Raw genomic sequence first — 13918 nt, forward strand, 5'->3', positions numbered from 1 at the left:
CGTCACAGGAAAACGTTAGCATCTGCGGCGCGGGAAAATATTCAACTTTTCGTGAAGATTCCCGCAGGAGAAAATTATCAGAGGATAATTACTTCAAGCGATACCTGCTGCTGCCACTGCTCCACCTGCTTTTTCCGCGCGGCGGTGAGCTTGCCGCTGGTGACCAGAAGCCATTTACGCTCCGGGAAAATTTCCGGCGCCAGCGCGTCAGGCGGAACCGGCAGGATGTCGATGCGGTGGCCCTGGCCGGTGCGCGTTAGGGCTTCGAGCCAGATCTCGCACGGGTCGTTCAGGTGCCAGCCGCTGAGCAGAATATTATCGCCCGGCGCTTTTTTATCGCCTTCGAGGCAAAACGAGGTGTAGGCCATGATGATGCCGTCGAGGATCGCGCGCAGGGTCATGGCGGCGGCGACGTTGGCCGAGACCTGGCTGCGCAGCGGGCGCAGCACGTTCGCGACCAGCTCTGGCCTTGGGTACTCGCGTCCGGCGTCGTAAATCATCTGGCGCAGGGACTCGACTTTGCCGTCCTGCAGGCGTTGCAGCATGTTCTGCTGGAGGGTTTGCCAGTTGTTGGTCCGTCCCGGCGTCGGGCGTTCCAGCAGCGGTTTGACCTGGCCGATCGGGACGCCTTTTTTTACCCAGTCGAGGATTTTGAGCGCCTGCTGGACGTCCTCATCGCTGTACTGGCGGTGGCCGCCTTCCGTGCGCTGTGGCTTGAGTAAACCGTAGCGACGCTGCCACGCCCGCAGGGTGGTGGCGGTGATGCCGCTGAGTCTGGCGAATTCGCCGATGGAGTAAGCCATGTCCGTGTCCAGAGTGGAGGAATACTCTCAATATACTACGAATTTTCCCGAACGGGATGAAGCGCCGAAACGGTGCACTACACTTAACATCCAACCGCGCAAATGAAAGGAATTCTCATGAAGCTATGGCCCGTTGTGACCGGTGTTGCGATTGCTTTGACGCTGGTCGCCTGTAAATCCCCCACGCCGCCGAAAGGCGTGCAGCCTATTACCAACTTCGAAGCCAGCCGCTATCTCGGCAAATGGTACGAAGTCGCCCGTCTGGAAAACCGCTTCGAACGCGGGCTGGAGCAGGTGACGGCGACCTACGGCGAGCGCAGCGACGGCGGCATTAGCGTGCTTAACCGGGGCTACGATCCGGTGAAGAACAAGTGGAACGAGAGCGAAGGCAAAGCGTACTTCACCGGCGAGCCGACCACGGCCGCGCTGAAGGTGTCGTTCTTCGGCCCGTTCTACGGTGGCTATAACGTCATCAGGCTGGACGATAAGTACCAGTACGCGCTGGTGAGCGGCCCGAACCGCGATTACCTGTGGATCCTGTCGCGCACGCCAACCATCCCGGATGCGGTGAAGCAGGATTACCTGAACACCGCGCGCAGTCTGGGCTTCCGGGTCGACCAGCTGGTGTGGGTGAAGCAGTAGCCCCTACTGGTAGGAAAACGTAATGCTGGCCAGCGCGTTGGCCGAGCCGGGGACCAGTTCGCCGGTTCGGATGTACTGCGCCTGGAACGGTAACGTGAGCGTCTGCGCCGCCGTGGTGCTCTGGATGAAGAACTGGCCGGTCGCACCAGCGGCCGAGCTGTCCGGCCCCATCGTCAGCGGCCCGCTGCCGTTGTAGAAAAACTGCACCCCAACGCCGGACGCCGTGGAGTCTCCGGTCAGCGTCACCACCGACGAGGTGTTCGACGGCGTGGTCTGATCGGTCATCACCGCGTGAACCGCCACGTTCGCGTCGCAGGTCAGGCCGACGGTAAACGTCCCTGATGGCGACGTGCTTCCTACCGTGGGCAGGGTGCGAATATCAATGGTGCCCAGCGCCACGCTGGCGTTTTTGCTGCCGACCGTACACCCGCTGGCGGTCACCGTGATGGTGGTCGGGCTGATAATCACCTGCGCCGTTTTTGTCTCGTTGTTATAGGCGGTGAGCACCGCGGCGTTGATGGTCGGGATGTTATAGACGCCGGATTTAAGGGCGGCACCGGTTTTAATAAAGGTGACCTTTGCCGACCATCCCAGATCCTGGGCAAACCCACTGGTGCCCTCTGCCGGGTAGCTTTGCGTGATACCGGTCTGCAGGGGAATATATTGTGTACTCTTAAAATCCTTCAGCCCGATGATATATCCCACGCCCGGTACGCCGGTCTCAAAAATGGTGTAATTCGCGCCGTCGACGGTGACCGTCGCACCGCTTGAGATGGCGCTGCTGCTGGGCTGCAGCGTGCCTTTGTTGCAGGTAAAAATAAGCCCGCACCAGAACACCTGCTGCACGCTGGCGGTGGCGCTCCAGGTTGAGCCGATAATGCTGCCCGGCACCACGGAGTCCGCTGGCCCGCTGTAGGTCATCGGCTGAGGGGAGAGCGTAATGTCCGATTTCCAGTCCAAAGCCTGCACGCTGGTGCAGAAAAGTAATCCGCTGAGAAGAAACGCTAAACGCATCATAGATACTCCGTTGTCCAGGTGGCGAGGGCTGACACATCACCGGCGCTCACCGGCGTAGCGGTGGCAACCAGCTGCGCGAAGAAGGTCATCTGTACGCTGTCATCCCCCGCGGTTCCGTATGCGGTGGTCTTTGTATTCAGGGGAATGAGTACGCTCTCTTTATCGAGGATTTGCACCGCCACGCCGGTAGCGCCACCGTCGGCAATTTTCAGCAGCTGCGGGTTGGCATCATCCGGCGTTCCGCTGAAGCGAATTTTTACGCCAGCAAAGGTTGGCCCGCACGCTTCAAGCCTGAGCGTGAAGGGCGTTTTGATATTGCTGACGGCCCCGGCACGGCTGAACTGTTTAATACCAATAGTACCCAGCGGCACGCTCTGCTCCACGGAGTCCTGCGCTACCACGCAGGTGTTGCCGATCAAATTGCCGGTGACGGAGACCAGCACGTCGTAGCCACGAACGGGGAGCGTGAAAACCAGCAGCAGCGCAATGCAGCCGATCCGAAGCGTTACTGACATACCACCTCCTGAGAATAAAGACCGGTGCGGGCGCTATAGTTCTGCTTGTTTAAGGCATAGGTAACGGCGCAGCGCTGGCGGTTGCCGCGACCCCACACGGCGTTCAGCGTGCCCTTCTCTGACAAACCGGAGAGATACAGGCTGCCGCCATCGCCGACGATGCCGCTGGTTTTGTCATCATCGAGCGAGACCAGCGTGCCGAAGGGGAGTACGTCGTTGCCGTGACGCACGATAAACATCGCTTTTGCCCCCTGGTGCGTAGCGAAGGTGGCGCGAGCCAGGGCGCCATCGGTAGGCGTTTTGTTGGCGATGGCGTTTTCCAGCTCCACGTCGTTGCCGGCGGTCGTCACGTCCAGCGCGACCTGGTTAACGCGGTACGGCGTGGCGTACGGGATCACCGCGTAGCCACGGCCGTCCGTTTTGATGCCCTTATGGTTAAGCACGGCGACGTTGCTTGCCCCCGGGGCTTTCACCAGAATGTTGGTGTTCCCGAGCGGCTGGCTCAGCGTCAGGCCATCTTCATGCACTACCGCGCCGCCGCTGATGCCGTAGCTGAGGTTGCGGGAGTCGCTGGCGTAGCTGTAGCCCAGGTTGTAGTCTCCCCACGCGCCTTCGTACTGCAGGTTGGCATCGCCGCCGTAGTGCTGTCGGGAGCTGTAGCGCTGGTTGACGCTATAGAACAGATTCTCCTCACCCGGCAGGTAGCCGCTCACGCCCGTGCTGGTGGTGGTGCCAGTGGAGTCCGCATGGGTCGTGGTAAAGCGCGCGCGGGTTGACAGCGTCGGGTTGCCCAGCGGGACCGAAATCGACATCGACAGGATGTTATCTTTCTTGTCGTCATACAGGCTCGAGCTTCGCTGGACGCTGACGCCAAGGGACACGTTACGAAACGTGGCGTTCCACGCAAACTGCAGGCTTTGCGTGGTATTTGATGTGTTCCAGTAGGTCTGCTGATCCCACGACAGTGACAGCGAGCCGTATTCTCCCATCGGCTGCGACAGCAGCAGCTGGTTTTTTGCCTTACGCGACATGCGCAGGTTGTACACGGTGTCGTATTGGGTGGTGACGGTGCCATCGTCTTCCACCGTCTGCTTTGGCGATCCGCCCGACATGCCTTTGTACGTGGTGTCGCTGAGGGTATAAAACCCTTTCGTGGAGTAGCGCAGCGAGAAGAAGTTAACCCGCGTGCCAATGTCGTTCAGCAGCTTGCTGTAGCGCAGGCGCACCGAATCACCGGTATAGTGCCGATCGTCCGCCAGCTGGCTGCGGGCGTGGATCAGGTCGATGGAGTAGGCTCCAAAGCGGCCGAGGTTTTGCCCAAACCCGAGGGCCAGGCCGTTATAGCGATCGGCAAACTGCGCCCCACCGTAAAACGTCAGGCCGTATCGCCAGCCGTAGAACAGCTCGCCCTGCGCGAAAGAGGGCGCGTCCTGATTGCCCGTCGGACGGTATTTCCCGGCGCCCAGGGCATATTTCACCTGTCCGTTACGCACCAGGTTCGGCACGCTGGCAAAGGGAAGCGTGTATTGCGTTTTGCTGCCGTCGTTCTCCTGAATGGTGACCGCCAGATCGCCTCCCGAGGAGGTCGGGTAGAGATCTTTCAGCACGAACGCCCCCGGTGGAACGGAGGTTTGATAGATGATGTTGCCGTTCTGGCGAACCGTGACCGTGGCGTTGCTGCGCGCAATGCCCCGGACTTCAGGAGCATAGCCGCTGAGGCTGGCGGGCAGCATGTTGTCATCGGTTTTCAGGGCGATACCGCGCAGGCCCACGGAGTCGAAAACCTGCGCCGAGGTGTACGTTTCCCCGGCGTACACCTGCGCGCGCAGGGCGTGAATATCGCGCTGCAGCCAGGTCTGCACGTGGGCAAGTTCATTGCTGTCTTTGGTCCACGTGGTGAAATCACGCAGCCGCCACGCGCCCAGGTTGACGCCGCTGTTGAGGCTTGCAAACAGCTGCTGTTCCCGTGTGCGCGTCTCGCCGCGATATTCATTATTCGAACCATTGACCACGTAATTCAGCCACGCGGCAGGAATGCCCGCCTCCCAGCTTTCCGGGCTGACATATCCGCGCGGCAAATTGCGCATCGCACTTTGCGGTACGGTGAAGCTCAGGGTGAGCGTCTTCTGGTCCAGATCAAACTGCGTATCCGCAAACGCCTTCGTTAAGACGATGCAGCGTTGCGCCAGCGGCAGCACTCCGCCCTTCGCCTGATGGCTATCGATGCCCAGCGCGTCGAATTGCTCGGGCGTGAGGCAGGGCAGTGCTTCACCCGTACTGTCTTCAGCAAGGCGGAACGTGACGTTACCTGTGAACGCGTAGTTGGTATTGATATACACGTTGAGGTTGTAATCACCCGGCGGCAACGCGCTCCCGGCGTTGACCCAGGCGAGATCGGCGCTGTTCGCGCTCTCGCCGTTGAGGAATGCGGGGTTAAATTGCAGCTCGCTTTCAGCAGCCACGGCTTGCCGAATCACCAGGGAGATCACCGTGGCGCACAGGATTTTTATTTTCACGTGGTCACGCCTTACTTTTTTTATTGGGATAACGACGCGCGCGTGGCGGGAGTCCATGCCCCGTAATCGTTAATGGTCTGATAGCTCATGCTGCCCGCATGGCTGAAGGTTTCGGCCAGCGTCACGCTGCCTTTCGGGGGCACCATCACCGGCTGCACCGGCATACCGTCAATTTTCACGTTGATTGTGGTGAGGTAGTACGGCGTGGGGTTGCTGAGCGTAACCTTTCCGGCACGGTAGACACCGGCCAGTTTTTTCCACGCCTCTGCCGGGCTCTCACTGAGTCCTTCTGGGCGATAAAAGACCTTGATGCGGTTAGCCGACGCAAACTGCAGCGTGTTCCCGGAGCCGCTTTTAGCCTGCTGGGGGATGGCTTTGACCGTCATCCAGTAGAGCGTCTCCCGATCCTCTGGCAGGGCTTTGCCGTTAAACATGATTTTTACCGCGCTTTCGCTGGCCGGTTTCATGACGTACAGCGGTGGCGTGATCACGAAGTCGTTGGTGCGTTCGCCTTTCTCATTCTCCATCCAGGACTGGATGAGGAACGTGGCGTCGGGATGGGTGTTTCTCACCTGCATCATGGCCTGGCTGGTGGCGCTGGAGTAGACCATTCGCGTTGCGCCCAATCCAACGCCGCCGGCATAGACGGCGGAGGAACATAACGCGCCCGCCAGGCAAATCCATGTGTTTACGCGCATAGTGTTTCTCCTGAAAGCTAAGACAGGCCCGGCTCGCAGACCGGGCCTGAAGATTACGAATAGGTCACGGTGTAAGTCGCGACGGCGCTGGCATCGCCTGCGGTGGCGCCGCCCTTCGGCGAGTAATATTTCGCGCTGAAGTTCAGTGTGTTGGCACCCTTACGCAGAGGGATGGCCGATGCCGGTTCACCCAGCTTCACCACATTGCCTTGCTCGTCATAAAGGCGAATAGCCACGTTTTGCGCAGAGTTGGCGCTGCCGTTTGCACCGACGGACAAGCTATTGACATCGGAACCGTCCGGCGTACCGGTGAAGGTGACGGCCACTGTGGTCGCAGCAATCGGGTTCTCTGCCGTTGAGGCTGAGGTATCGGCGATTTCACAATCTTCGAGGGTGATGGCAAACGCTTTTGCCGTGCTGGCTTCACTGCCTGCCGTCTTCAGCGTTGCGGTCCGCACTTCACCCATATCCACGTCAATGTTGGCGCTTCCTGCGCTGATGGCGCAGGCGGAGGTCACCACTTTGCCGCTAAAGTTCACCGTGCCGCCGCTGGTGCCGGCAGCCAGCACCGAGCCCACTGGCAGTACTGCCGCAATAGCGATCGCAAGCAGCGTTTTATTATTGAATTGAGCTTTCATTGTCCTGATTCCATTATGGTGTTATGTCGAGATTTGCTCTGAAAGCAGCAGGTCTAACTGGTTAAAAAGACCAGCAAATCTGTCTTGTTCCTGAGCCCTAGTTTTCTTATCGCTGAGCTTTTTAACGCGCTGACACGACGGTAAGAAAGCTGCTCTGTTTCGGCGATGTAACGCATATCCAGACCCTTTCGTAGTTCCTTCAATACCCTCCATTCACCCGGCGTCAGCGATAACGCCGTGGGTTTTTTTATTGGGCGATAACGGCTATCGACCATTTTTAATACGCTGGCTCGCCAGTGATAAAGCGGGTCCTGTAGCGAGATATAGGCGTCTATTTCACCGCGTATCCACAGCCAGGAATTTGCCGGTGCGGAATACATGCAAATAAGTACGTCGGGATAGAGGACTTTCATCTTCCTGATATATTTCAGGCAATCATATCCCGCGTGATATTTCTCCGTACCGGATAAAAAAATTAAGTCTACCGGTGCGGCCGCGAGTATTGTTTCGATCTCCGCATAATTATCGAACGATGCTGTTATCTGCATGGTCGGGGTGATATTTTTTAATAACGCGGCGATCCCCTGACGCGCAAAGTGATCTCCACCCAATAGCGCGATATTTAAATGACGTGTGTTGTTGAGTTTATTCGCCATGTCATTCCCTCGATTTATAATTGTAATGAGACTCCTCTGTCGGGCAGAGCGATGCCTGTATTTTCGAAGCAATTAAGCATTGCACGGTGTGAGCCCACTATACTCAGGGCGTTAAATAGGTAACCTGAATTAATCTTAATTTGTTTTAAGTACAGTTTAGGTGTGGCGTCAATTTCTCCTCGCTAAACCGGCTTTTGCTTATCTGCCTGTAAATAATCATACCGGTAGTTTTTATTGAAAAGTTAGCTTTAATAAATGTTTTGTAAGGAAATAGTCTGCTGACGTCATGTGATGAGGGTAGTTACTGACGGTAGCTAACAGTTTCGTGGCGAAATTGTTAATTAAGACGACAGCTTTCGAACTGGTTGTAATTTCGAAACCCGCTGGCAGAGAGCGTCCCCTCTGCTTTTTATCAAAAAAACAAATTAAGCACGCTGAATAATTCAGACAACAATGGCTAAAGCGTTCAACGGGCGCCTTTGTCGAGTTTTGTCAGTGTCAAGACGGCTTTAAATGGCGGTTAAGAAAACTTCAGACCGGTCAGATAAAGAGAAAGGAAAAATAAGATTTTTCGCCAGGTGCCAGGATATACAGTTGCGCAATTATCCGTCACATTAAGCCTTACACAGGCGAGGGATACGCAGGTTAACCGTGAAGGGAATCTACTGGAGCAACAGGCGTTGACCGGAGGTATTTAGCCTATTCTATGCATAAGCATTACATTATTAATGGCCTGGTAGAGTTTCACCCAGCCGCCAGCACATTACGCGATCTCAACAATCCTGACCGGGTGGTGGTATTAAATTCCCCGGCGGGCCGCTGTTTGTTGTTATTAATAGAAAGAGTCGGAAGTATTGTGACTCAACAGGAGTGCATGGATATTGTCTGGCAGCGCCGGGGGATGCTGGTTTCGCCTAATACCTATTACCAGAACATTTCTATTCTGCGCAAAGGTCTGAAGAAGGTGGGTTTCGAAACCGATCCAATTGTCACTATCCCGCGCATAGGGCTGACGCTCGCAAGCGATACGCAAATCACTATTAAAGAGATGCAGCCGCAGGCTGAAGAGGAAGAATGTGCTGCTCCGGATGTCTACGAAGAGACCGTCGCCCCGACGGTCTCAAGAAACCGCTTCTGGCTGTCGGGCGCGCTGGTGCTATTGCTGATGCTGGCTGGCGTGAGCGTTATCAGCCATAACCTGCTGCATGACAGCTATTTCGTAGACGGGTACCGCTTCGCGATGAAGATGGGCGAGTGTCAGCTCTATTTTTCTCGCGATATTGAAACGCAGCGCGACAGGGATAAAGCCCTGGCCTATGCCGCCCCGTTTAAGGACCAGTGCGCGAACTATCCCTGGGTGTACGTCAGCGGTTACATCCTGCTGCCCCGTGCATCGGTCATTCGCTGTGACAGACCGATGACGGAACCCAACCGCTGTATGTCCGATTATTTTATAGAGGATCGCTAGTATGGTTCGCTACCGTCAAACGCTTGTTGTGCTCTGCCTGTGCCTGCTGATAGGGGCTGTCGTGGCGACGTATTACCTCTTGCATCGCCATTACATCAAGCCCTTTTCCTGCCAGGCGAACTTTATTCAGCATCACCGTGATGAGACGCTCTCTCTGTGGCTGAATTACACCGTGGAGGGTAACAGCGGAATACTCAGCATGAATGGCCGGTTGAAAAGCGATCCTACGAAGACCCTGAATCGCAAAGTTTTCTTTCAGATTGAGCGCAAAGACAGCGTCTATAATCTGACGTCCATACGCAATATGAAATTTCCGGACGACAACATCAGCGACAGCTGGCTGGAGAAGTACGAACCCTTATTTTTTATCTATCCGAATAAGAATATTTATATGCGTATTAAGAAACAGCAGAATGAGAATTATTTATTTATTCTGGGAACGCTGCCGACCTATGTGTGCCACACGTCAAAAAACGGATAGCGACAGGGAGAAATGTTTTTAAGTTTTTGCAACCATCATTTATGTTTGATTTAACAGCCAGGACCTATCTTAGGAAAATATAACAGCAACAACAATGTTGCGATAATGTAATTATTCTTCGGCAAGTTAATGAAAAATATAATTGATGATAGCGTCAGAATGACGCCTGCGCGGAAAAAATCCCTGCATATGGGGTTACTCCTGTGGCCTCATTTCTCGCTTTTCGCATATTCAGGATTGATAGAGGCGTTACGTATTGCTTCCAGCGTCCAGAAGCGTAGCCAGAAAATACGCTTTAAACTCAGCCTGATAAGCACTTACCCCGACTTACCGGTAGTGAGCAGCTCAGGGCTCAGCGTGCGGCCCGAGGCCGCCCATGCGCCGCCCGGCGACTTCGACTATATTGCGGCGATCGGCGGAAGTCTTGCTCATCTTCACCTGGGACACCGTGGCGACAGAGCGTTTCTCACGGATGCTCATCACAACAACGTTCCCCTGATTGGTATTGGTACCGGCAGCTTTATTCTGGCGGAGGAAGGCTTACTGAACGAGCGCCGCGCCTCGATTCATCCGCATCACCATGACGTTTTCACGCAACGTTTTCCGCAGGTTTATGCTGAGCAAAGCCTCGATTTTATCGACGAAGGCGATGTGCTGACCTGCCCGGGGGGGATCTCAACGCTCACCCTGATAACGGCGCTGATCCGCGCCCACGGGGGAGACGACATTGCGGCCACCACCTCCCGGCGGCTGTCCCTTCCTCCGCATGATGCCGCCACGCCGCGGCCCGCGAATATCGCCATGATCCCTGATTCGCGCCTGCGCAGGGCGGTGACGATCGTCGAACAGTATCTGACTCACCCGCTGAACGCCGCCAGGCTCGCGCAGGACGTTAAGCTGAGCGAACGTCAGCTTAATCGCCTGTTTCACGCCGAGTTTGGCAAAACGGCGCGGGAGTTTATTCGCAGCGCCAGGCTGCGCTATGCCTGCTGGCTGCTGAAAAACTCTCAGCAAAGCGTTACGGATATCGCGCGACGGATGCGGTTTAGCGACTGCGCCCACTTTATTCGTCATTTTCAGAGCGAGTACGGCTGCACGCCGGGGGTATGGCGCATGTCGCAGAACTGATGCACCTATTTCGTGCTTTCTTCGTAGGGTTTTACTGGCTCGCCTGGATAGACTTCCGTTAAAAGCCTAACGGAGGGAAGACGACATGAACTGGCAGCCTTTTCGCGGCGATGCGCCGGAAAATATGACGATTTTCAGCGCGTCATTTCCCGACGTCAGTGACCAGTGGCCGATGAAAGACGATGCTGCCCGTGAGATCGCCTCCCTTGACCGCGCTCTAAAAGCCGAGCCAGCGCTCCGCCCTCCGAAGGTAGAATACGACGAAGGGGGGCTGGCCGTGCTTGTCCCGCAGAATCGCTATTCCGAACAGGCCTTTCGCAACCGCCCGGCGCTCACCGCGTGGCGCACCCGGCTGGTGCCCTCCGCGCTGGCGCTGTTTGTGGTGCAAAACCCGCTGGAAGACCGCCTGCCCGACGGCACGAAAATGGACAGCGACAGCCGCCAGTGGTTTATCCACGCTAACGATGCGGTTGGCGTGCGTTCCCGCGCCCGGGTGCTGGCCGCGCTGGTGGATAAGTACATTCACAATGAGAGCGAGAACAACTGGGTCAGCCTCGCGAGCGGCGCCGCCATCCCGGTGCTGGAGGCGCTGCGTGAAGCAAAGCTTGATGGCCAGCAGGTCTATCTCACGCTGGTGGACAAAGACCCGGTGGCGCTGAGCTGGGCGGAAACCATGGCGGCGCAGGAAGGCATTGTGGTGGGCGAACAGCTGACGCTGCTCAGGCGCAACCTGCTCCATACGCTGGTGCGTAACGAGGACCTGCTGCTGGAGCTGGGCGAGCATCAGGCCGAACTGGTCGACGCGCTGGGGATATTTGAATACTTCAACGACGTCGATGCGGTGACTTTCCTCCAGCGCGCGCTGCGGCTGGTCAAGCCCGGCGGGGCGGTGATTGTGTCGAACATGCTCACCAGCAGCCCGCACATTGACTTTGTGCTGCGCGGTATCGGCTGGGAGGATATTCACCCGAGGTCGTTACAGCAGCTGCAGGATATTCACCTCGCGGCGGGCGTGCCGGTGGAAAACGTCACCGTGGTGGTGCCGAAGGACGGAGTGTACGCAGTGATGGAGATTAGGGGTTAGCGCGATCTGTGTGGGGGGACAGAGCGCAAAGCGTGGGTTGAAATAGTTCGATTTTCCAATCATGATCCCCCCATGAAAATAGAAACCGCACTCCCCACACACTTCGAACGTCTGGTCGCGATCTGGGAATCTTCCGTCCGCGCCACCCATCACTTTTTACAGGAAAGCGATATTGCTGCGCTGCGCCCGTTATTGCTCAACGCTTATCTGCCAAACCTCAAGGTCGTGATCGCTCGCGATGACGCAGGCGTTATTCACGGCTTTTTAGGCGTGGATGAAAACCGCATTGAAATGCTGTTTGTTGACGACGCGAGCCGCGGGAAGGGCGTCGGGAAATTGCTGCTGAAATACGCCATCGCCGAGTTTGGCGTAAACGAGGTGGATGTGAATGAGCAGAATCCGCAGGGCGTCGCGTTTTATCGCCATATGGGATTTGAGCAGGTCGGACGCTCGGAACTGGACGGGCAGGGGAATCCGTTTCCGTTGCTGCATATGAAGCTGAGCAGGAATACCGGGATTAGCGCTTAGCCTGCTTATCCCATTTTAATAAGCCGACGATATCTTTCTCACCTTCGGCTTCTTTCAGCAGGCGCTGCTTTTTTTCAAACTCAATGAATTCTGAGCACGCCTTTTCATCAGCCGCTTTCTTGCTGACCTTTCCTGCTCCTTCTAAAACGTCCCGGTCGTTAAATTGCAGAAACTGATCGAGCTTGGTTTGCCAGTCTCGTAAAAATACCTGCTTCCGGCGTTTGGCCTGATCTTCGGCAAAATCGAGCCACATATTAACGACGCGATTAAGTTCGCTCACCTCATCCTGAGACAGATAATTTTTTGCAGTGGTGACATCGCTTTTACGGACTTCTTCGCCTTTATAGCTTGTCAGCCCCATATGCGGTTGAGTGGCGTCCGCACGCTGGTGAATCAACTCTGCAGCGGTGTGGCCCATGCAGGCAAAATGCAGTTTATTCTGGATGGTCTGGAAGAATTGCGTGGTTTCTTTGAGTGACGGCTGATAGTCAGCGGCTAATGCAAAAATTTCCCTTACGCGAAGGTAGACCCGACGTTCGCTGGCCCGTATATCGCGAATGCGTTCCAGCATTTCATCGAAATAGTCAGGTACGGCGGATGATCCGACAGGTGGATTTTTCAGGCGCTCGTCGTCCATAACGAAGCCTTTTACCAGATATTCCTGCAGCGTTTGGGTGGCCCATTGTCGGAACTGGATGCCTCGAGACGAGCGCACCCGGTAGCCGACAGCTAGTATTGCTTCTAGATTGTAGTGCTCTATCTCTCTGGAAACCTGACGTTTTCCTTCCTGACGAACTAACCGGAATTTCCGGATAGTTGAATTTTGATCAATTTCGCCATCAGAAAATATATTCATCAGATGCTCGTTGATAGTTCGAACATCTTTACCGTACAGATCGGCCATTGCTGCCTGGGATAACCAGATCGTGTCTGATTCGAAGCGACATTCGACACGAACTCTTCCGTCACCGCTGGCAAACATAATAAATTCGCCTGCTGGAGATTGGATTACGTCTTTATCTGCCATGTCCCCTCCACATCCTCAACGATTAACGCACCAGGCACTTAGTATGCCAGAAACAGCCGCTAAGCCAGGTAGTTTGTATTTGATTTTGCGAGGCGCTTTCCAGGACGTGGAGTTTGAATCGCCGCAAGCGCGTTCTCTATCTCAATAAGCTTTGCTTTCGTCCGTTTATAATCATCCTGCAACCTCTGCTCCTGCTCGTTATACGCCACCAAAACGATGCATCCCTTCATGACCTTTACCGTGACCTGCTGCCCGGTATCAAAACCCGCCGCGCGTAGCCACTTGCCGGAAAGGATGATTTTCGGCGTGGATTTGTCGAAAACATTCGGGCGGTATCCCACAATTAACGAACGCTCGGTTCCGGATTGGTCAGTGTCTGGGGTAGAATGCGAATCAGCCATAATCAACTCCTTGATAGTTGGTGAGGTTAGACGCCCTTTAGTGCTCCAACACTGCTGGGCGTTGTCAGAATTCCGAATCCATGTGGTAGGTACCACATGCGGATAAATTAACCGAAGTGGTACCTACCATGCAAGAGAAAAAGAAACCAAATTTTGATCGCACCAAAAGCACGATGAAGAACATCCGGTTCGAGGATGAGCTTTTGGAACAGATTGAAAAGGCTGCGGGAAAAGGAAATTTTAGTAAGTGGGTGAAGGAAGCGTGTAGATTACGTCTAAATAATAACTAAGGAATAGAATTATTTCATTAATAATA

Annotated in this window: 16 protein-coding genes; 7 read left to right on the forward strand and 9 right to left on the reverse strand. The window is 55.4% G+C overall.

Annotation, left to right across the window (positions count from 1 at the left end; translation table 11 throughout):
- Window positions 1-77: 77 nt before the first annotated feature.
- Complete coding sequence (locus PUP35_RS00285; protein ID WP_111964278.1) at window positions 78-803, reverse strand: MerR family transcriptional regulator; 726 nt, start codon at window positions 801-803, stop codon at window positions 78-80.
- Window positions 804-920: 117 nt separating this feature from the next.
- Here PUP35_RS00285 and PUP35_RS00290 point away from each other — a divergent pair, with 117 nt between their 5' ends.
- The gene (locus PUP35_RS00290) at window positions 921-1445 is read left to right on the forward strand and encodes a lipocalin family protein (protein ID WP_109845916.1); all 525 of its coding nucleotides are present in this window, start codon (window positions 921-923) and stop codon (window positions 1443-1445) included.
- A gap of 3 nt (window positions 1446-1448) precedes the next feature.
- Here PUP35_RS00290 and PUP35_RS00295 read toward each other — a convergent pair whose 3' ends face one another.
- The 6 genes from PUP35_RS00295 to PUP35_RS00320 are packed head-to-tail and all read right to left on the reverse strand — an operon-like array spanning window position 1449 to window position 7485.
- Window positions 1449-2459, reverse strand: coding sequence for a fimbrial protein (locus PUP35_RS00295; RefSeq protein WP_274243359.1), 1011 nt, complete (start codon window positions 2457-2459; stop codon window positions 1449-1451).
- Window positions 2459-2977, reverse strand: a complete 519-nt coding sequence (locus tag PUP35_RS00300) for a fimbrial protein (protein WP_274241506.1) — start codon at window positions 2975-2977, stop codon at window positions 2459-2461. Before PUP35_RS00300 ends, PUP35_RS00295 begins: the two co-directional genes overlap by 1 nt.
- Window positions 2968-5493 (reverse strand): fimbria/pilus outer membrane usher protein, encoded by a 2526-nt coding sequence (locus PUP35_RS00305; protein ID WP_274241508.1) that lies wholly within the window; start codon window positions 5491-5493, stop codon window positions 2968-2970. The genes PUP35_RS00300 and PUP35_RS00305 overlap by 10 nt, the downstream gene beginning before the upstream one ends.
- 20 nt (window positions 5494-5513) lie before the next feature.
- Complete coding sequence (locus PUP35_RS00310) at window positions 5514-6191, reverse strand: fimbrial biogenesis chaperone (protein WP_111964281.1); 678 nt, start codon at window positions 6189-6191, stop codon at window positions 5514-5516.
- Window positions 6192-6244: 53 nt separating this feature from the next.
- Complete coding sequence (locus tag PUP35_RS00315; RefSeq protein ID WP_115876728.1) at window positions 6245-6829, reverse strand: fimbrial protein; 585 nt, start codon at window positions 6827-6829, stop codon at window positions 6245-6247.
- 53 nt (window positions 6830-6882) lie between these two features.
- Window positions 6883-7485: a helix-turn-helix transcriptional regulator gene (locus tag PUP35_RS00320; protein WP_143344467.1), complete on the reverse strand. Its 603-nt coding sequence runs from the start codon at window positions 7483-7485 to the stop codon at window positions 6883-6885.
- Window positions 7486-8191: 706 nt separating this feature from the next.
- Here PUP35_RS00320 and PUP35_RS00325 point away from each other — a divergent pair.
- From PUP35_RS00325 to PUP35_RS00345, 5 genes are all read left to right on the forward strand, one after another.
- Complete coding sequence (locus PUP35_RS00325; RefSeq protein WP_127729064.1) at window positions 8192-8953, forward strand: winged helix-turn-helix domain-containing protein; 762 nt, start codon at window positions 8192-8194, stop codon at window positions 8951-8953.
- A 1-nt stretch (window position 8954) separates the two neighbouring features.
- On the forward strand, window positions 8955-9434 hold the full coding sequence (locus tag PUP35_RS00330; RefSeq protein ID WP_127729066.1) for a hypothetical protein: 480 nt from the start codon (window positions 8955-8957) through the stop codon (window positions 9432-9434).
- Between the two features lie 189 nt (window positions 9435-9623).
- A complete protein-coding gene (locus PUP35_RS00335) occupies window positions 9624-10562 on the forward strand; it encodes a GlxA family transcriptional regulator (RefSeq protein WP_115876788.1) in 939 nt (312 codons plus the stop codon).
- A gap of 85 nt (window positions 10563-10647) precedes the next feature.
- Complete coding sequence (locus PUP35_RS00340) at window positions 10648-11646, forward strand: class I SAM-dependent methyltransferase (protein ID WP_274241515.1); 999 nt, start codon at window positions 10648-10650, stop codon at window positions 11644-11646.
- Window positions 11647-11718: 72 nt separating this feature from the next.
- Window positions 11719-12174 carry an acetyltransferase gene (locus PUP35_RS00345; protein ID WP_274241517.1) on the forward strand — a complete coding sequence of 152 codons (456 nt, stop codon included), beginning with the start codon at window positions 11719-11721 and terminating at the stop codon, window positions 12172-12174.
- Here PUP35_RS00345 and PUP35_RS00350 read toward each other — a convergent pair.
- Both PUP35_RS00350 and PUP35_RS00355 read right to left on the reverse strand, forming a co-directional pair.
- Window positions 12164-13201 carry a virulence RhuM family protein gene (locus tag PUP35_RS00350; protein ID WP_274241519.1) on the reverse strand — a complete coding sequence of 346 codons (1038 nt, stop codon included), beginning with the start codon at window positions 13199-13201 and terminating at the stop codon, window positions 12164-12166. The two genes, PUP35_RS00345 and PUP35_RS00350, sit on opposite strands and share 11 nt — an antisense overlap.
- A gap of 59 nt (window positions 13202-13260) precedes the next feature.
- On the reverse strand, window positions 13261-13602 hold the full coding sequence (locus PUP35_RS00355) for a SymE family type I addiction module toxin (protein ID WP_274241522.1): 342 nt from the start codon (window positions 13600-13602) through the stop codon (window positions 13261-13263).
- A 128-nt stretch (window positions 13603-13730) separates the two neighbouring features.
- Between PUP35_RS00355 and PUP35_RS00360 the strand changes: the two genes are divergently transcribed.
- A complete protein-coding gene (locus PUP35_RS00360) occupies window positions 13731-13892 on the forward strand; it encodes a YlcI/YnfO family protein (RefSeq protein WP_219284393.1) in 162 nt (53 codons plus the stop codon).
- The last annotated feature ends 26 nt before the right edge of the window (window positions 13893-13918 follow it).

Origin of the sequence: Enterobacter sp. S-33, assembly GCF_028735835.1 — a bacterium.
Classification (GTDB): domain Bacteria; phylum Pseudomonadota; class Gammaproteobacteria; order Enterobacterales; family Enterobacteriaceae; genus Enterobacter; species Enterobacter vonholyi.